We start from the raw sequence: 16,889 nt of genomic DNA, 5'->3' as shown, positions 1-16,889 counted from the left end.
TCCCATGACCACGACCCCTATCGGACCGGTCGGCTCGACGAGCCTGACGTCCACGACCCCGACCCGCACCCCGAAGCAGACCATGGACGCGGAGGTCTTCATGAACCTGCTCGTGACGCAGCTGAAGAACCAGGACCCCAGCTCGCCGATGGACACCAACGCCATGATCGGCCAGTCGACGCAGCTGGCGATGATGGAGAAGCTGAGCCAGATGGCGACGGACAGCTCGAAGGGCCTGCAGGCCCAGCAGCGGGCCTCGGCAGCCGCGATGCTCGGCCGCACCGTCAGCTACCTCGGCGCCGACGGCGTCGCGGGCAGTGGCCTCGTCTCGTCGGTCACCTACACCGGCACGACGCCCACCGTGACCATCGGCTCCGCCGTCGTCCCGCTCGACTCGATCACCGGCGTCACCGGCGTCACCGGCACCTGAGCCGGGACCCCGTCCCGACGTGGTCCCACCCCCGACCTCCAGCCCGTACCCACCGCCCGAAAGGCAGACACCATGCTCCGCTCGCTCTACTCCGGCATCTCGGGCCTGCGCGCCCACCAGACCATGCTCGACGTGACCGGCAACAACATCGCCAACGTCAACACCACCGGCTTCAAGGGCTCCTCGACGCAGTTCCAGGACACCCTGTCGCAGCTGACGCAGGGCGCGTCCGGCCCCCAGGCCCTCACCGGCGGCACGAACCCCGCCCAGGTCGGGCTCGGTGTGCGCGTCGCCGCGGTGACGACCAACTTCACCCAGGGCTCGGCCCAGACCACGGGCAAGGCCACCGACATGATGATCTCGGGCGACGGCTTCTTCGTCACGAGCAAGGGCGGCCAGCAGTACTACGCCCGCGCCGGGGCCTTCGACCTCGACGCCTCGGGCCACCTCGTCACCCCCGACGGCGGCATCCTGCAGGGCTGGACCGCCGACGCCTCGGGCCGGATCAACACCGGCGGCCCTACGACCGACCTGCTGCTCACGCCGACGACGATGCTGCCGGCCCGCGCCACGACCGGCGTCGACGTCAGCGGCAACCTGCCCTCGGACGCCGCAGTGGGCACCGCCCTGCAGCGGGACATCCAGGTGTTCGACGCGAGCGGTGTGCCGCGCAGCCTGGCCCTGACCTTCACCCGGAGCGCGGGCGGCTGGAACGTCTCCGCCGCCGACGCCTCAGGTGCCAGCGGCACCGGCGCGCTGTCGTTCACCGCAGGCAAGCAGACCGCGGCCGGCTCGGTGTCCGTCGGTGGCATCACCGTCGACCTCAGCACGGTCACGGGCTACGCCGGGAGCACCACCGTGGCCGCGACCGGTCAGGACGGCTATAAGGCCGGCAACCTCGAGGCGTTCAGCGTCGGCGCGGACGGCTCGCTCGTCGGCTCGTTCAGCAACGGGGTTCGCCAGGCCGTCGGCCGGGTCGCGCTCGCCCGCTTCACCAACCCCTCGGGCCTGGAGAAGGCCGGCGACTCGTCCTACTCGAGCACCGCCAACTCCGGTGTCGCGCAGATCGGACAGGCGGGCGACGCCGGCTTCGGCTCGCTCGTCGGCGGCGCGCTCGAGATGAGCAACGTCGACCTCTCGCAGGAGTTCACCAACCTCATCGTCGCCCAGCGTGGCTTCCAGGCCAACGCGCGCATCATCACGACGTCGGACCAGGTGCTGCAGGAGCTCGTCGACCTGAAGCGGTGACCTTAACGACCAGGTCGACCTGCCGATAGAGGGGGGCGGAGGTGGGGATGAGCCCCGCCCCCCGAAAGGGCCCCATGATCGCAGTCACCCGTCTCAACGGGTCACGCTTCGCGGTGAACCCCGACCTCGTCGAGCGCGTCCAGGAGAACCCGGACACGACGCTCGTCATGGTCGGGGGAGCCACGTACGTCGTGCGCGAGAGCCTGCCCGAGATCATCGCCCTCATCGCCGACTTCCGCGCCCTCGTCATCGCCGCCGCGCAGTCGCTCACCGTCGGTGAGGTGCCCCAGCTCAGCGTCCTCCGGGGCGAGAACGACCCGCGGTCCGCGACAGCCCCGGCGAGCAGCCCGTCCCCGACGGCTGCGACCTCCCCGACGCCGCCGACGCCCCTGCGGCCCACCGAGCACTGAGGAGACAGCATGGACCCCTCACTCATCATCGGCCTGGTGCTCGCCTTCGGGTCGGTCGTCGCCATCGTGACGCTCGAGGGCTCCCACATCTCCTCGCTCCTGCTGCCACCGCCGATGATCCTCGTCTTCGGGGCGACGATCGCCGTCGGCCTCGCCGGCAACACGGTCAAGGACACCCTGCGGGCGTTCAAGGCCGTGCCGCGGGCCTTCCTCGGCAAGGCGCCCAAGCCGCAGGACAGCATCGACGGCCTCATCACCCTGGCCGAGAAGGCCCGCTCCGAGGGGCTGCTCGCGCTCGAGGCCGAGGCGAGCGAGGCCGGCGACGCGTTCCTGGCCGGCGCGCTGCAGAACGTCGCCGACGGCACGGACGCCGAGGAGCTGCGGATCCTCATGGAGGACCAGATCGCCACCAAGGCCCGCGTCGACCACGCCGACTCGAAGTTCTTCGCCGCGCTCGGGGGCTACGCGCCGACCATCGGCATCATCGGCACCGTCGTGTCCCTCACCCACGTCCTCGAGAACCTCTCGTCCCCGGACCAGCTCGGCCCGATGATCGCGAGCGCGTTCGTCGCGACCCTGTGGGGCCTGCTCTCGGCCAACTTCATCTGGCTGCCGATCTCGGCGCGGATCGCCCGCCTCAGCGAGCTGGAGGTCGAGCGGATGAACCTCGTCATGGAGGGTGTCCTCGCGATGCAGGGCGGCGCCCAGCCGCTGCTGCTCGCCGACCGCCTGCGCGCGATGGTGGCCGACACCGGGGCGAGCGACAAGGACAAGGGCGGCAAGGGCAAGGGCGGCAGGGGATCCGGCTCGCGCGACCCGGAGTCGGCTGCCGCATGAGCCGTCGCCGTCGTTCCCGCAAGGTCCCCGAGGAGTTCCACGTCGACGAGCGGTGGGCCGTGTCCTACATGGACATGATCACCGTGCTCTTCTGCCTCTTCGTCGTGCTCTACGCGATGTCGACGGTCGACAAGAACCGCTTCGAGAAGTTGCGCAACTCCCTCGCGACCGGCTTCGGCACCACGATCAGCCAGAAGGTCGACACCGCCTCGGGCACCGTCGTGCCGCCCTCGATGGCGAGCAAGGACAAGGAGGGCTTCGCCGACCTCGACCTCGCCGTCAAGGACGTCAGGAAGTTCAGCGCCCTGGCCGAGCAGATGAACAAGCGCCTTGCCGTCGAAGGACTCCAGAAGGACGTGCAGTTCCACATCGACCAGCGTGGCCTCACCGTCCGGCTCGTCGGGTCGCAGACGTTCTTCAGCCCGGACAGCACGGTGCTGACCCCGCGCGCCTACCGGATCATGCACGCCATCACCCCCGTCATCGTCGGGACCCGGCTGCAGGTCTCGGTCGAGGGCCACGCTGCCAACCTCATCACGTCCTACCCGTCGGTCTGGGAGCTGTCGGCGGAGCGGGCCACCAAGGTCGCGCGGTACATGGTCGAGCAGGGTGGCCTGCCCGGCGCCCGGGTCGGCGCCACCGGCTACGGGTCGTCCCGGCCCGCGAGCCGGGGGACCACCCCGGCGGACTACCGGCAGAACCGGCGCGTCGACATCGTCGTGCTCTCCGACCAGCCCGAGAGCGTGCGTGCCCTGATCCCCGACGCGCTCAAGGCGCAGGCCGGCCGGACCTGAGAGGGCGCCCTCAGCGGCACGTCGCGGACGGCATACGCAAGCCCTTACGGGACGCGGCAGCCTGCCGATAGTGCCGGTCGTGACTGTGCACGACGTGGGGGCGACCGCGGGGCTCGCCGTCGAAGCGTATGACTTCCGGCGCCCGACGACTCTCGCCCGCGAGCACAGCCGCATCCTCGAGGCCGCGTTCGACTCCTTCGCCCGGCAGTGGGGCACCCAGCTGACCGCGAAGGTGCGCACCAAGTCGACGGCCACGACCGAGTCGGTCATCGTGCAGACCTACGACGAGTACGTCGCGTCGCTGCCGACGGTGACCTGCATGGTGCGCTGCGTCCTCGGCGACACCCCCGCGAAGATGGTCGTGCAGTTCCCGACGCCCGCGGCCCTCGGCTGGGTGGCGCGGATGCTCGGCGGCAGCTCCGACAAGGTGGGCCTCGAGCGCAAGCTCACGCCGATCGAGCACGCCCTCGTCAAGGCCCTCGTCGAGGAGGCCCTCGACGTCCTCAGCTACTCGCTGGGGCCGCTCATGCCGGTCGAGGCGAGCGTCGAGTCGATCCAGCACAACTCGCAGTTCGCGCAGGCCGCCGCCACCTCGGACCTCATGGTCGTCGTGACGTGCGGCCTCCAGGTCGGCGAGACGGCCTCGACGGTCACGTTCGCCATCCCCGCGGACACGCTGCTGCCGCAGCTCGGCGCGGTCAACCCGGTCGCGAGCAGCGACAACGCCGCCGCGCTGACCCGCGAGCAGGTCGCCCAGGTGCCCATGGAGGTGGCCGTACGCCTGGCGCCCGTCTGCGTGACGCCCGAGCAGGTGCTCTCGCTCGCCGTCGGCGACACCATCAGCCTGCCGCACCACTCGCGTGACCCGTTCGTCGTGACGGTGGGGGGCGAGGACCTCGCCCGGGCCATGGTCGTGCGCGCCGGCACGCGTGCCGCTGCGCGCATCGTCTCGCTCGTGCCTCCGGCGCGCGGCCCGGAGCCGGCCCCGCCGGCCCCGCCGGGCACTGCCGCCCTCGACACCTTCGGCGCCCTCGACGCCTTCGCACCGACCCAGGAGAACCGTCCGTGAGCCCCGCACACCTCAGCTCCGTCGCCGAGCGCCTCGTCGCGTCACTGCCCGTCCCCGGCCTGGTCGTCGCCGGTCAGGTCGCCCAGGTCGGACCGGAGGCGCTGGCCGGCCCCGGCCCCGGCGGGGCGGCCGTCCTCTCAACCTCGCTCGTCGGACCCAGCCCTGCGGAGCTCGTCCTCGTCGTGCTCGACACCACCTTCGTCGCCGTGGCCGGGGGCGGCCCGGCCGCGTCGGTCCCGGCCGTGCTGCGCCCGGCCTTCGAGGCCGCCGCGTCGGCCCTCGGTGACGGCGTCCTGTCCGAGCTCGTCGCCGGCGACCCCGGGGGCCTGCTGGCCGACCCGGAGGTCAGCGCGGTCTTCGAGATCTCCGACGGCGTCGCGCCGTTCGGCTGGCTCGCGATCCGGCACGGCGCGTCGGAGGCCGCCGGCGTCGGGGGTGGTGCGGGCGCCGCGGCTGCCACTGGCGGAGAGCCGGCGTTCGACGGTCGCCTGCGCCGCATCCAGGACGTCGAGATGGCCCTCACGGTCGAGATCGGGCGCACCCGGATGAGCGTGCGTGACGCGCTGTCGATGGAGCCGGGCACCGTCGTCGAGCTCGACCGATCGGCCGGCGCGCCGGTGGACATCCTGCTCAACGGCCGTCGGATCGCGCTCGGCGAGGTGGTCGTCGTCGACCAGGACTACGCGGTCCGCATCTCCCGGATCCTCGACACCGCCGAGGCTCGGCCCTGAATGGACTCGCTCGTCCTGGGCCTTCGGGTCATCGTCTCGCTCGGTGCGGTCTTCGGCATCATGTGGCTGCTGCAGCGCCGGCTCCGGGCGGGCAACCCGGGCCTGCGTGCCCGGGTGCTGAGTGTGGTCGCGCGGCAGAGCGTCGGGCCCAAGGCGTCGGTCGTGGTCGTCGACACCGACGGTCGCCGCTTCCTGCTCGGCGTGACCGAGCACGGCATCACCGTGCTGCACTCGGCCGAGGCGCCGGCGCCCGTCCCTGACTCGCGGACGGCTGTCGGGAACCCCTACGACCTCGCGATCGGCCTCGAGCCCGACCCGACCCACGACGCCGTCGCGGACGACGGTGAGGCGGCCGCGCCGGCGGACTCCGACGTGCCGTCGATCCGGGCGGCCGCTCGGCAGGCGTCCTTCGCGGCCGAGCTGCGCAAGGAGACCGCACAGCAGTCGGCCGGTCAGGTGACCGGCTCCGTCCTCGAGCCGGCCACGTGGCGGGCCGCGGCCCAGGCCCTGAGGTCCGGTCGACGGTCGTGACCTCCCCGCTCCTCACGTCCCGCGCGGGGACCGCAGGCGTATGCCGTGGAGGCCGTGTTCGTCGCGTGCTGGCCCTCGCCGCACTGACCTTCCTCGCGGCGTGCGCCCTGCTCACCGCTTCGGCGTCGGCCGGCCACGCGGCCGAGCCCGCGGGACGTGCGGCGGGGGTCGCGCGGCCGTTCGCCGCAGGCACGACGGGTGTCCGCACCGCAGGCCCGGCGAGTGCGGCGCGCCCGATGCTGCCGGCCGAGCCGACCCCGAGCCCCACCCCGTCGACCGGCGCCAAGAAGTCGAGCACCGCCCGCCCGGCCATCGACCTGAAGATCAACACCCCCGACAAGGGCCCGTCGTCGGCGGTCGTCACCCTCATCGGGATCGGCCTTCTGTCGGTGGCGCCCGCGCTGCTGCTCATGATGACCTCGTTCACCAAGATCTTCGTCGTGCTCGCGATGACGCGGAACGCCTTGGGGCTCGGGTCGGTCCCGCCCAACCAGGTGCTCGCGGGCCTGACGCTCTTCCTGACGCTCTTCATCATGTGGCCCGTGCTGACCCAGGTGAACGTGCACGCCGTGCAGCCCTACCTCGCCGGCAACCTCGACTTCGGCGCGGCACTCTCCGCCGGCGCCAAGCCGCTCTCGACGTTCATGCTCGCGCACACCCGTCAGGAGGACATCGCCCTGATGACCCGGGCGGCTGGCATCGCCAACCCGGCGACCCCGGCGGCCACGCCCCTGCAGACCCTCGTCCCGGCGTTCATGATCTCGGAGCTGCGGGCGGCCTTCATCATCGGCTTCGTCATCTTCATCCCGTTCCTCGTCATCGACATCGTCGTGTCGTCGGCGCTGATGTCGATGGGCATGATGATGCTGCCGCCGGTCATGGTGTCGCTGCCGTTCAAGGTGCTGCTCTTCATCCTCGTCGACGGGTGGGGCCTCGTCATCACGGCGCTCGTCCAGAGCTACGCCGGGGGAGTGACGTGAACGCGTCGGCCGTCCTCGACATCTGCGTCCAGGCCCTGGCTGCCGCCGCGAAGCTGTCGGCGCCGGTCCTCATCACGGCCCTCGTCGTCGGCCTCGCGGTCTCGCTCGTGCAGTCCATCACCCAGCTGCAGGAGGTCACTCTCTCGTTCGTGCCCAAGGCCGTCGCGGTCGCCATCGCGCTCGCCGTCTCGGGCCACTGGATGATCGCCGAGATGGTGTCGTTCACGCAGGACCTCTTCGCCCGGATCCCGAGCCTGCTGGGCATGGCCTGACCCGATGACGATCCCCATCGACCAGGCCTGGGCCGAGGCGACGCTGCTCGCGATCGTCCGGATGACGGCCTTCCTCTTCATCGCACCACCGTTCTCGCACAACGCGTTCCCGGCGCGCATCAAGGCCATGCTCGGCGTCGGTCTGGGCATCGCGGTCTCGGGTCGAGCGGGCGCGTCCTGGACGGGCCGCGGTGACGCGGCCTTCGTGACGGGCCTCGTCCTCGAGCTGCTCACGGGGCTCGCCCTCGGCTTCCTCGTCTACCTCGTCTTCGCCGCCGTGCAGTCCGCGGGCTCCCTCGTCGACCTCTCCGGGGGCTTCCAGCTGGCCCAGGGCTACGACCCGCAGAGCAGGGTCAACGGGGCGCAGTTCACGCGTCTGACCCAGATGGCGGCGCTGGCCCTGCTCTTCAGCACGGACGGCTACCAGCTCGTCATCAGCGGCCTGACCGGGACGGTGGGCCCCCTGCCACTCGGCGGCGGGATCGACCTGTCCCGTCCGGTCGAGGCGATGGTCACCGGCGTCAGCGGCATGTTCGTCGCCGCCGTGCAGATCGCCGGGCCGCTCATGGCCGTCCTCTTCCTCGCCGACGTCGGCCTCGGCCTGCTGACGCGGGTCGCCCCGGCCCTCAACGCCTTCCAGCTGGGCTTCCCGCTCAAGATCCTCATCACCCTCGGGCTCGCGGGCTTCCTCTTCCTCGCCCTTCCTCGCGTCGTGTCGGCCCTGGCCCACGACGCCGCCCGGCTGCTGCTGGGGGTGGCCTGATGTCCGACGCGGGTGAACGCACCGAGCAGGCCACCGACAAGCGGATGAAGGAGGTCCGGTCCAAGGGCCAGCTGTCGAAGTCGCAGGACCTCACCGCCTGGCTCGCGGTCGGGCTCGGCGCCGTCATGATCCCCGCGACGATCTCGCGCGGGGCCGACGCGAGCGCGAGCCAGCTGATGACCCTGCGTTCGGTCAGCGCGGACCCCGACCCCGGCCGCGCCGTGGCGGCCCTCGGCGAGGGGCTCGGCTCGATCGGGTGGACGCTGCTCCCGCTCGTGTCGGCCGTCTTCGTCGGCGTCATCGCGGGGTCGGTGCTCCAGGGCGGCCTGCACGTCAAGCGCTTCTCCCCGTCGTTCGAGCACTTCGACCTCGTCAAGGGGATCGGGCGGATGTTCGGCAAGCAGGCCCTCTGGGGCGGCGCCAAGGCGCTGCTCAAGACGGCGGTCGTCTCGGTCGTGCTGTGGATGGTCGTCCAGGACCTCGTGCCGGTGCTCCTGTCCGCGGGCGGCCTGCCGGTGTCGGGCCTCATCGCCGAGACGGGGTACGGGGCGGCGTCGCTGCTGCGCTTCGCCGTCGTCGCCGGCATCGTCCTCGCTGCGGCCGACGTGGCGGTCGTCATGCGCCGCAACCGCGGTCGCACGCGGATGACGAAGCGCGAGGTCAAGGACGAGCACAAGACGAGCGAGGGCGACCCGCTCCTGCGTCAGCACCGGCGCTCGCGGCAGCTGTCCATGTCGCGGAACCGGATGATCTCGGCCGTGGCCGGTGCGGACGTCGTCCTGGTCAACCCGACCCACGTCGCCGTGGCCCTGACCTACGAGCCCGGCAAGGCCGCACCCCGCGTCGTGGCCAAGGGTGCCGGGACCATCGCCACCCGCATCCGCGCCGAGGCCGAGGACAAGGGCGTGCCGATGGTCCGGGACGTGCCGCTCGCCCGGGCGCTGCACGCGGGCTGCGAGCTCGGCCAGGAGATCCCGGTCGAGCTCTACACCCCGGTCGCAGGCGTCCTCGCCTTCGTCATGGCGCTGCGGGCCCGGGGTTCCGCGGCCGGCGTCCACACCGTCCCGAAGCGCCCCGCCCGGGCACCCGCCGCAGCGCCCGCTGCGGCGGGCGCGTCGGCCCCGACCTCCTCGTCCTCGTCCACGTCACACCCCGGAGGGCTCTCGTGAACCGTGACCTCGCCCGTCTGGCGGTGCCGCTCGGCATCGTCGGCATCGTCCTGCTGCTCGTCGTGCCGGTGCCCGCCGTCCTGCTCGACGTGCTCATCGTCTGCAACATCGCGCTCGCCCTCGTGATCCTGCTGACCGCGATGTTCGTGACGAAGCCGCTCGACTTCTCGGTCTTCCCGTCGCTGCTGCTCGTCGCGACGCTCTTCCGCCTCGGCCTCAACGTCGCCTCGACCCGGCTCGTCCTGGGCCAGGGTTTCGCGGGCCACGTCATCGAGGCGTTCGGCACGGTGACGGTCGGCGGCTCGCTCATCATCGGCGCGGTCGTCTTCGTCATCCTCGTCGTCATCCAGTTCGTCGTCGTCACCAAGGGTGCCGAGCGCGTCGCCGAGGTGGGTGCGCGCTTCACGCTCGATGCCATGCCCGGCAAGCAGATGGCGATCGACGCGGACCTCAACGCGGGCCTCATCACCGACGTCGTCGCGCGCGAGCGCCGGGCCCAGGTGGCGGCCGAGGCGGACTTCTACGGCGCGATGGACGGCGCCTCGAAGTTCGTCAAGGGTGACGCGATCGCCGGCATCGTCATCATCATCGTCAACGTCGTCGGCGGCATCGCCGTCGGCATGGTGCAGCGCGGGCTGTCGCTGACCGATGCGGTCAACACCTACACCCTGCTCACCGTCGGCGACGGCCTCGTGACGCAGATCCCGGCGCTGCTCATGGCGGTCTCGACGGGCATGATCGTCACCCGCTCCAACGCCGAGGCCGACCTCGGGCGCACGGCGTCGGTCCAGCTCTCGCAGTCGAGGACGGCCCTGCTCGTGGCCGGGTGTGCGTCGATCGTCATGGCCCTCCTGCCCGGTATGCCGCCGCTGCCCTTCCTCGCGGTCGGTGGCCTCCTCGTCCTCGCCTCCCGCCGGGTGCGCCCGGTCGTCGTGGCAGGCGCGGCCGGCGGTGCCGACGACGCCGGTGCCGAGGGCGGCCCCGTCGACCCGAACGAGGCGATCATCGAGAAGATGCGCGTCCAGCCGCTCGAGATCCTCCTCGCCGCTGACCTCGTCGACCTCGTGGGCGGCTCGCCGGACGACCTCCTCGGCCGCGTCAAGGCGCTGCGACACACCGTCGCGATGGATCTCGGCATCGTCATCCCCCCGGTCCGGACCCGGGACAGCGTCGACCTGCCACCGTCGACGTATGCCGTCCGCGTCGCGGGCGTCGAGGCCGGCCGCGGCATCGCGCCTCCCGGGCGGCTCCTGGCCCTCGGTGAGTCGCTGGACGCCCTCCCCGGTGCAGCGGTCATCGAGCCGGTCTTCGGTCTCGCCGGCAAGTGGATCCCGGCCGAGCTGCGCCACAGCGCCGAGCTGACGGGGGCCACCCTCATCGACCGGGTGAGCGTGCTCGTGACCCACCTGTCGTCGGTCGTCAGCGCCCACGCCTCGCGCCTGCTGTCGCGAGAGGACGTGCGGGTCCTGACCGAGGGAGTGCGGGCGGTCAGCCCGGCCACCGTCGACGAGCTGACGCCGTCGCTGCTCTCGCTCGCCGAGGTGCACCGGGTGCTCCAGGGCCTGCTCGCCGAGCAGGTACCGATCAACGACCTGACGCGGATCTACGAGGCGCTGACCCTGCGGGCCAAGGCGGGCGCGGACGCCGAGTCGCTCGTCGAGGCCGCGCGCGCCGGCCTCGGACCCGCACTCGTCGCAAGGTTCGCCGACGACGGCCACCTCACGGTCATCACGATCGAGCCCACCCTCGAGCAGGCCCTCGTGCAGGACCTGCGCCCGGCGGAGGGCGGCACGCAGCTCGTCGTCGACCCGGCCCGGCTGGACGCGGTGATGACCTCGCTCAGCTCGGCCGTCGCCGCAGCCGAGGCCGCCGGCAAGTCCGCCGTGCTCGTGTGTGCGCCGGTGCTCCGGCCGGCCCTGCGCAAGCTCGTCCCGACGCCCCCGCGGGGCGTGCCGGTGCTGTCGTACTCCGAGGTGACCTCGGCCGACGTCACCATCGAGACCGTCGGGGTGGTGCGTGTCGGTGCAGCAGTTCCTGCTTGAGGGGCGCAGCCTCGACGAGCTCGCCCGCGAGGCTACCGCCCTCTACGGGAACGGTGCCCGCATCGTGCGCGCCGAACGGGTCCTCGACCCCGGTGTCGCCGGCTTCCTCGGACGGCGCCACCTCGAGGTCATGGTGGAGGTGCCGGACACCTACGTGCCCGTCACGCCGGCCCGTCCCGGCGTGCACGTGCTGGGTGACCGCACCGGCCTGCTCGCCCTGCTGGAGAGCGCCGACCGTGCCGAGGACGACGTCAACGCCCCGGCGGCCGCGTCCCCTGTCGAGGCACCGGCCGCGACGGTCTCCACCGACTCGGACACCCTGTCGGCACTGCTCTCCCGCCTCGGCGTCGACCACGGCGACCTCGACGGGTCGCGCGCGGGGCGGCCCGGGGCGGCCGTGCCCCCGGCACTGCTGGAGGCACCCGGGGACCTCGTGCTCGTCCTCGGGCTCGGGGACACCGCCTGGCCAGTGGCCGACTCGATGGCCGTGGCCCTCGAGCTTGCGGATGCGGACGTGGTCCGCTACGGGGCCGGCGCCGCAGGACGTGACGGCAGCCCGCGGCTGGTCGGGCGGTGGGACGCGGCGGAGGCCAGAGCGATGGCGGTGGAGGCCCGCGCGACGGTGCTGACGGCATACGGCCTCGGCTCGCCCACGGCGGGACTGCCGAACCTCGACGAGGTGACGCTGCTCGGCCCCGACCAGGTGTGGCTCGTCGTCGACGCCCGGCACAAGGCGGACGAGACGTTCGAGTGGGTCTCGCTCGTGCGGGAGACCCTGCACGTCGACGCGCTCGCGGTCGTCGGGGCGGGCGACTCGCGGACGGCGCACACCGTGAACGGGCTCGGGCTTCCCCTAGGCTGGCTGGACGGGATGCCCGCGCCACGGACGGTGCTCTGAGCCGCGTCGACCACCGACGACCCGCAACCCACGGAAGGGAACCCTCATGCTCGTGCTGACCCGCAAGCCGGGCGAGAAGATCATGATCGGCGACGACATCGTGATCACGTTCCTCGAGAGTCGCGGCGGCGACGGCATCCGCATCGGCATCGACGCCCCTCGCCACCTCGAGATCAAGCGCGAGGAGATCGCCGTCGCCGTGGCGGATGCCAACCGCGAGGCCACCCGGGCCAACGCCGACGAGGTGCTCCGAGGGCTCGTGCCGCCCACCTCGGCACCACCGACCGCGGCGTCCGCCGGCTCGACGGGAGCAGGGGACGGGACGCCGACGCCGTAGGCGTCGCCGGCGGCGAGGAGCCTCCTCGCCGGGTTGACCGGGCAAATTTCGCGATTTCGCGTACAAACCCGGTTTTATCCACCCAAAATGGACATGTCTGAACGGGTGCGCAGACATCTGTTGCGCGACCCATCTCGCGCATGGTCGATGCGCTCGTCCAAGGGGTCCAGTGCTAGCAGCGGAACGCAACCGTCTCGTCGTCGACAACCTTCCGCTCGTCGGCTACCTCGTCTCCGAGCTGTGCGCCCGGGCCACCCACCTCTCCCGTGAGGACCTCGCCTCGGTCGGGGCCGTGGGGCTCGTGCTCGCCGCCGACAGCTTCGACCCCGCAGCGGGAGTGCCCTTCGGGGCCTACGCCCGGCGGCGCATCAGCGGGGCCCTCATCGACGAGCTCCGCTCGCTCGACTGGGCCGGCCGCGGCACGCGCCAGCGGATCAAGGCGATGCAGGCCATGGCCGAGACCCTCGGGGCACGCCTCGGACGCGCTCCCTCTCACGAGGAGATGGCCTCGGCCCTCGGAGTCACGTGCGACCAGGTCCGGGACGGGCTCGCTGATGCAGCAAGGGTCGTCGGCCCGCTCGACGCGGCCGCAGAGGCTCTCGCGGCCGACACGGTCGCGCCCGAGGACGCCGCTCTCGAGCGCGAGCGCCTCCAGCACCTCGGGGCGGCCGTGGCCGCCCTGCCCGACCGGCTCCGCTTCATCGTCACCGAGATCTACCTCGAGGGGCGCGCCGTCAAGGATGTGGCGGCCGAGCTCGGCCTCACCTCCTCGGCCGTATCCCAGCAGCGCGGGGAGGCCCTGCGGCTGATGCGAGGTGGCCTCGAGACGCACTTCGGCGACGAGCCCGACACGCTCCGCCACGTCTCGGCCGATGCCGGGCACCCCGTCGCGGTCACCTCTCGCCGCGCCGCCTACCTCGAGAGCGTCGGCGAGGCCGTCCAGGGCTTCCGCTCCTCCCGGACGCTCGTCGGGGGTGGCGTGCGACGCGTCCACGGGTCGCCCTCCCTCGAAGCAGCCGGCTGAGCCCGACCCGCGACGTCGTCACGGGCCGGACCGGCCACGGGCTTCGACGCGGGTGAGGTGACGGCCCGGACAGGTCCCGACAGGTCAGCGCCGGCGGACCGGTGGGGCCGGTAGGGACGCGTCCTGACCGGTCAGGACCCGTCGCGGAGGCGGCGTGCGAACGCGGACGAACGCTCCCGCAGCTCCTCGACGCGCCTCTCGACCAAGGCAAACGGGTCGAGGCCGCCCTCCATGCCGTTCGGCAACCGCCTCACGTGGGCTGAGCAGCTGAAGTCGGCATGCACGAGCGTGCCGAGGCTGTTGCCCTCCCGCCCCGCTGCGCCGGCGCGCTTGGCGACGAAGAGCGACACCTCGTTGGTCGCGAAGACGTCCTCGCACCACGCGCACATCGTGCTGGACCTGCGCGTGCGCTCCGAGGTGCGCAGGAGGAAGCCGACGGGCTCGTCATCGACGGGCACCACGGCATACGCGCGCTGGGGGTTGTTGCGGTCGACCCAGCCGAGCAGGTCGAGCTGCTCCCAACGGTCACCGAGGCGCTCGAGGTCGGGAGGGAGGCTTGCCTGCTTGGCCTCGCGGCGGGAGGCGTTGACGAACGAAGCGCGAATCTCGTTCTCTGTCAGTGGTTTCACGGTCTTTCCTGTCGGTCGGGCATGACCGGATGGCCCGGTCGGCCGGGGTGGGGGAGATGGCGCGGGACCGTGTCCGCTGAGCAGGCCATCCTGGCCACCCACCTCTCCGCGAGTCACCCCGCCGACGACCGACATGCTCCGGGCGGAGCAGCGTCCATGGTGCGTCAGGCGGGAGGCGATCTCCACCTATTTATGCCGGGAGCTGGCCCTCGAGGCGGTCCGTGCGTCCTGTTCGCCACCGTTTGGGGTGGCAACTCTTGCCAGAATCCATCCGTCCAGGGGGCTTTCGTGACCTTGTCTGTCACATTCGATGAATGTTCATCGTCCGGGGTCTTCCCCGGACGGCCCGCCGGACGCCGAGTCCTGTCCACCGGTGGGGCAGCCAAGGAATAACGGACAGGAGTGGGGGACCCACTCTCGGACCGGTCCGCCGGTCCTCGGGGTGAAGCCGCATCCGCGGCCGGGCAACTTCCGCCCGAACCCGACAGCTCACCTCACAGGCGTGGGAAGGACCTGCCATGTCCGCTTCTACCTCTGCACGTCGAGTTTCATTGCAGTCATTGGCGATTGCGCCCCTCGTGACTGCGGCACTCCTGGTCGGGACGGTCGGCACGACGCCGGCACCGACCGCCTCCGCGCCGGCCACATCGACCGCCGCATCGCCCGGCTCCGGGCTCTCCGTCCGAGCACCTGTGAACCTGACGACGAAGCCCGTCGCCTACGTCACGCCGGCGTCCATCGCCATCCCGCGCGGCCTCAAGGCCGTCAGGGTCGCGGCTGCCCAGAAGGGAAAGCCGTACCGCTGGGGCGGGGCGGGGCCGTCGTCCTTCGACTGCTCCGGACTCGTCTACTACGTCTACCGCAAGCAGCTGCACGTCTCGCTGGCGCGCACCGCCAACGCCCAGCGCCTGCAGACGATCCGCATCGCCAAGGCCAGCCTCCGACCCGGTGACCTCGTCTTCTTCATGTCCGGCGGCCGCGCCTACCACGTCGGCATATACGCCGGCGGCGGCAAGATCTGGCACTCACCGAGGCCGGGACAGCGAGTCCAGCTCTCGAAGCTGTGGACCAGCCGGTGGGTGGCGGGCCGAGTCCGCTGACGGGGTCGCGGCCCTCGGAAGCTGACGACCCCGGGGGCCGCGCGTCCACCAGGAGAAGAGGTGGACGGCGAGGTTGTGCGCGGAGCGAGCGACGGGAATCGAACCCGCGTATCCAGCTTGGGAAGCTGGCGCTCTACCATTGAGCTACGCTCGCACGGGCCGCCGGCGGAGCCCCGTGAGGGGCACGTGAGCGGCACGCGGCGCCAGTGTAGCCGACGCCGCGCCAGTGCCCAGACCGCGACCCCAGGGACCCGAAACCGTCATGGATCTCGACAAGCAGACCGCGTTCATCGACCACGTGCGGCAGCGTGGCGGAGCGAGCGCGCAGGTCGCCGTGACCCTCGAGCAGTTCTTCGACGGCAACGACTGCGAGTGGTCCATCGCGCCGAACCGCCCCGAGGACATGCCGCTGGAGTCCGTGCACCGCGTGCTGCTCGAGCTGCGTGAGCACCCGGAGGTCCACGACGCGCGCGTCGAGCTCGACGTCCTGGAGTTCCAGGACTTCCCGGACGACGAATGGCCTTTCGCCAGTGGGGTGGCCGTCATCACGACGTTGCAGCCCGAGGAGATCGACGCGATGACGGTCGATGCCGACACCGAGTCGAGTGGTGGGCCGGCTGCCAACGCGGAGTGGCTCGTCGACGGTCCGACCGTGCCCGAGGGGCACCACTACGTCGGAGTGTGGTGGGACTGATGGGCGATTCCGCAGCGCCCACTCCGATGACCACGGGCGAGGTCGAGCAGGTCACCGATGCGCTCTGCTACCACGGCGAAGGCCCCGTCTGGTCACCGACGTGGGGCGGCCTGCGCTGGGTCGACATGCTCGCCGGCGACGTGCTCTCCCTCCGCGAGGACGGGCACGTCGACCGGATGCACGTGGGCGCGGTGGCCGCTTTCCTGCGTCCCCGCACCGACGCTGGCTGGGTGGTCGCGACCGAGCGGGGGCTGGCGCGCGCGGACGAGCCACACGGCATACCCCTCCCGTGGTTCGACCTCTGGGACGACCCGTCCGTGCGGATGAACGAGGGCGGCGTCGACGGCCTGGGCCGCCTGTGGGCGGGCACGATGGGCTACGACCGGGTGCCGGGCAGCGCTCGCCTCTATCGCGTCGACCGGGCGGGCTGCGTCACGGTCGTCCTGCCCGATGTGACGATCTCCAACGGCATCGACCTCTCGCCCGACGGCCGCCTCGCCTACTACGACGACACCCCGACGGGTCGCACCGACGTCTTCGACGTCGTCGACGGCGAGCTGGTCAACCGGCGACCCTTCGTCACCCACGATGTCGGCCACCCCGACGGCCTCACGGTCGACAGCGCCGGCAACGTCTGGGTCGCCCTCAACGGCGCCGGCCGCGTGCGCTGCTTCTCGCCGCAGGCCGAGCTGCTCGCCGAGGTGACGTTGCCCGTGCGCCTCACGACGGCCTGCACGTTCGGCGGCGACGACCTGCGGGACCTCTACGTCACGACGTCGCGCGAGAACCTCGAGGACCCCGAGCCGCAGGCCGGCGCCCTCTTCCGCGTCCGCGTCGACGTGCCGGGGCAGCCGGTGCGCGCCTTCGCCGGCTGACGGGCGGCCCACGTCACCGACGCCCACCGATGGCGTATGCCGGGTGGCCGGCCCCC

Annotated in this window: 20 protein-coding genes, 1 tRNA gene and 1 riboswitch; of the genes, 19 read left to right on the top strand and 2 right to left on the bottom strand. The window is 72.0% G+C overall.

Going from position 1 to position 16,889, the window contains the following annotated elements:
* The first annotated feature begins 4 nt into the window (after positions 1 to 4).
* The 16 genes from ABD297_RS10680 to ABD297_RS10605 all read left to right on the top strand — a co-directional run bounded on the left by ABD297_RS10680 (position 5) and on the right by ABD297_RS10605 (position 13,535).
* Positions 5 to 430 carry a flagellar hook capping FlgD N-terminal domain-containing protein gene (locus tag ABD297_RS10680; RefSeq protein WP_344254908.1) on the top strand — a complete coding sequence of 142 codons (426 nt, stop codon included), beginning with the start codon at positions 5 to 7 and terminating at the stop codon, positions 428 to 430.
* Positions 431 to 502: 72 nt separating this feature from the next.
* Positions 503 to 1,678, top strand: coding sequence for a flagellar hook protein FlgE (locus tag ABD297_RS10675; RefSeq protein WP_344254907.1), 1,176 nt, complete (start codon positions 503 to 505; stop codon positions 1,676 to 1,678).
* Positions 1,679 to 1,752: 74 nt separating this feature from the next.
* The gene (locus ABD297_RS10670) at positions 1,753 to 2,088 is read left to right on the top strand and encodes a flagellar FlbD family protein (RefSeq protein WP_344254906.1); all 336 of its coding nucleotides are present in this window, start codon (positions 1,753 to 1,755) and stop codon (positions 2,086 to 2,088) included.
* A gap of 9 nt (positions 2,089 to 2,097) precedes the next feature.
* Positions 2,098 to 2,925 carry a motility protein A gene (locus ABD297_RS10665; RefSeq protein WP_344254905.1) on the top strand — a complete coding sequence of 276 codons (828 nt, stop codon included), beginning with the start codon at positions 2,098 to 2,100 and terminating at the stop codon, positions 2,923 to 2,925.
* Entirely contained in the window at positions 2,922 to 3,719 is a 798-nt protein-coding gene (locus tag ABD297_RS10660) for an OmpA/MotB family protein (RefSeq protein WP_344254904.1), read from the top strand. The genes ABD297_RS10665 and ABD297_RS10660 overlap by 4 nt, the downstream gene beginning before the upstream one ends.
* 79 nt (positions 3,720 to 3,798) lie before the next feature.
* Positions 3,799 to 4,788 carry a flagellar motor switch protein FliM gene (locus ABD297_RS10655; protein WP_344254903.1) on the top strand — a complete coding sequence of 330 codons (990 nt, stop codon included), beginning with the start codon at positions 3,799 to 3,801 and terminating at the stop codon, positions 4,786 to 4,788.
* Positions 4,785 to 5,519: a flagellar motor switch protein FliN gene (gene fliN / locus ABD297_RS10650; protein ID WP_344254902.1), complete on the top strand. Its 735-nt coding sequence runs from the start codon at positions 4,785 to 4,787 to the stop codon at positions 5,517 to 5,519. Before ABD297_RS10655 ends, fliN begins: the two co-directional genes overlap by 4 nt.
* Positions 5,520 to 6,050, top strand: a complete 531-nt coding sequence (gene fliO, locus ABD297_RS10645) for a flagellar biosynthetic protein FliO (RefSeq protein ID WP_344254901.1) — start codon at positions 5,520 to 5,522, stop codon at positions 6,048 to 6,050.
* Positions 6,005 to 7,030: a flagellar type III secretion system pore protein FliP gene (gene fliP / locus ABD297_RS10640; RefSeq protein WP_425581159.1), complete on the top strand. Its 1,026-nt coding sequence runs from the start codon at positions 6,005 to 6,007 to the stop codon at positions 7,028 to 7,030. The genes fliO and fliP overlap by 46 nt, the downstream gene beginning before the upstream one ends.
* Positions 7,027 to 7,302: a flagellar biosynthesis protein FliQ gene (gene fliQ, locus ABD297_RS10635; RefSeq protein WP_344254899.1), complete on the top strand. Its 276-nt coding sequence runs from the start codon at positions 7,027 to 7,029 to the stop codon at positions 7,300 to 7,302. Before fliP ends, fliQ begins: the two co-directional genes overlap by 4 nt.
* 4 nt (positions 7,303 to 7,306) lie before the next feature.
* Entirely contained in the window at positions 7,307 to 8,065 is a 759-nt protein-coding gene (locus tag ABD297_RS10630) for a flagellar biosynthetic protein FliR (protein WP_344254898.1), read from the top strand.
* The gene (locus ABD297_RS10625) at positions 8,065 to 9,234 is read left to right on the top strand and encodes an EscU/YscU/HrcU family type III secretion system export apparatus switch protein (RefSeq protein WP_344254897.1); all 1,170 of its coding nucleotides are present in this window, start codon (positions 8,065 to 8,067) and stop codon (positions 9,232 to 9,234) included. Before ABD297_RS10630 ends, ABD297_RS10625 begins: the two co-directional genes overlap by 1 nt.
* Complete coding sequence (locus ABD297_RS10620) at positions 9,231 to 11,276, top strand: flagellar biosynthesis protein FlhA (RefSeq protein WP_344254896.1); 2,046 nt, start codon at positions 9,231 to 9,233, stop codon at positions 11,274 to 11,276. The genes ABD297_RS10625 and ABD297_RS10620 overlap by 4 nt, the downstream gene beginning before the upstream one ends.
* Positions 11,251 to 12,174, top strand: coding sequence for a hypothetical protein (locus ABD297_RS10615; protein ID WP_344254895.1), 924 nt, complete (start codon positions 11,251 to 11,253; stop codon positions 12,172 to 12,174). The genes ABD297_RS10620 and ABD297_RS10615 overlap by 26 nt, the downstream gene beginning before the upstream one ends.
* Before the next feature lie 46 nt (positions 12,175 to 12,220).
* On the top strand, positions 12,221 to 12,511 hold the full coding sequence (locus ABD297_RS10610; RefSeq protein ID WP_344254894.1) for a carbon storage regulator: 291 nt from the start codon (positions 12,221 to 12,223) through the stop codon (positions 12,509 to 12,511).
* 169 nt (positions 12,512 to 12,680) lie between these two features.
* Complete coding sequence (locus ABD297_RS10605; RefSeq protein WP_344254893.1) at positions 12,681 to 13,535, top strand: sigma-70 family RNA polymerase sigma factor; 855 nt, start codon at positions 12,681 to 12,683, stop codon at positions 13,533 to 13,535.
* A gap of 131 nt (positions 13,536 to 13,666) precedes the next feature.
* On the opposite strand, the gene ABD297_RS10600 is transcribed toward ABD297_RS10605, so the two are convergent.
* Complete coding sequence (locus ABD297_RS10600) at positions 13,667 to 14,164, bottom strand: FBP domain-containing protein (RefSeq protein WP_344254892.1); 498 nt, start codon at positions 14,162 to 14,164, stop codon at positions 13,667 to 13,669.
* A gap of 370 nt (positions 14,165 to 14,534) precedes the next feature.
* A riboswitch (cyclic di-AMP (ydaO/yuaA leader) is annotated at positions 14,535 to 14,679 on the top strand.
* Between the two features lie 177 nt (positions 14,680 to 14,856).
* Between ABD297_RS10600 and ABD297_RS10595 the strand changes: the two genes are divergently transcribed.
* Positions 14,857 to 15,264, top strand: a complete 408-nt coding sequence (locus ABD297_RS10595; protein ID WP_344254891.1) for a C40 family peptidase — start codon at positions 14,857 to 14,859, stop codon at positions 15,262 to 15,264.
* 83 nt (positions 15,265 to 15,347) lie between these two features.
* Here the strand turns inward: ABD297_RS10595 and ABD297_RS10590 are convergent.
* Positions 15,348 to 15,418: transfer RNA gene (locus ABD297_RS10590), tRNA-Gly, on the bottom strand.
* Positions 15,419 to 15,526: 108 nt separating this feature from the next.
* Between ABD297_RS10590 and ABD297_RS10585 the strand changes: the two genes are divergently transcribed.
* Positions 15,527 to 15,958, top strand: coding sequence for a hypothetical protein (locus tag ABD297_RS10585; RefSeq protein ID WP_344254890.1), 432 nt, complete (start codon positions 15,527 to 15,529; stop codon positions 15,956 to 15,958).
* Positions 15,958 to 16,833, top strand: coding sequence for an SMP-30/gluconolactonase/LRE family protein (locus ABD297_RS10580; protein WP_344254889.1), 876 nt, complete (start codon positions 15,958 to 15,960; stop codon positions 16,831 to 16,833). Before ABD297_RS10585 ends, ABD297_RS10580 begins: the two co-directional genes overlap by 1 nt.
* Positions 16,834 to 16,889: the final 56 nt, after the last annotated feature.

This window comes from Terrabacter carboxydivorans, assembly GCF_039532035.1.
GTDB classification, from domain to species: Bacteria; Actinomycetota; Actinomycetes; order Actinomycetales; family Dermatophilaceae; genus Terrabacter; species Terrabacter carboxydivorans.
The sequence above is the reverse complement of the archived record's forward strand: the minus strand, read 5'-3'. Positions and strand labels throughout refer to the sequence as shown.

Bases quoted from the DNA above. Each gene is read 5' to 3' on its own strand.
- ABD297_RS10680 (WP_344254908.1), top strand. From the start codon at position 5: ATGACCACGACCCCTATCGGACCGGTCGGCTCGACGAGCCTGACGTCC.
- ABD297_RS10675 (WP_344254907.1), top strand. From the start codon at position 503: ATGCTCCGCTCGCTCTACTCCGGCATCTCGGGCCTGCGCGCCCACCAG.
- ABD297_RS10670 (WP_344254906.1), top strand. From the start codon at position 1,753: ATGATCGCAGTCACCCGTCTCAACGGGTCACGCTTCGCGGTGAACCCC.
- ABD297_RS10665 (WP_344254905.1), top strand. From the start codon at position 2,098: ATGGACCCCTCACTCATCATCGGCCTGGTGCTCGCCTTCGGGTCGGTC.
- ABD297_RS10660 (WP_344254904.1), top strand. From the start codon at position 2,922: ATGAGCCGTCGCCGTCGTTCCCGCAAGGTCCCCGAGGAGTTCCACGTC.
- fliO (WP_344254901.1), top strand. From the start codon at position 5,520: ATGGACTCGCTCGTCCTGGGCCTTCGGGTCATCGTCTCGCTCGGTGCG.
- ABD297_RS10630 (WP_344254898.1), top strand. From the start codon at position 7,307: ATGACGATCCCCATCGACCAGGCCTGGGCCGAGGCGACGCTGCTCGCG.
- ABD297_RS10625 (WP_344254897.1), top strand. From the start codon at position 8,065: ATGTCCGACGCGGGTGAACGCACCGAGCAGGCCACCGACAAGCGGATG.
- ABD297_RS10610 (WP_344254894.1), top strand. From the start codon at position 12,221: ATGCTCGTGCTGACCCGCAAGCCGGGCGAGAAGATCATGATCGGCGAC.
- ABD297_RS10585 (WP_344254890.1), top strand. From the start codon at position 15,527: ATGGATCTCGACAAGCAGACCGCGTTCATCGACCACGTGCGGCAGCGT.
- ABD297_RS10580 (WP_344254889.1), top strand. From the start codon at position 15,958: ATGGGCGATTCCGCAGCGCCCACTCCGATGACCACGGGCGAGGTCGAG.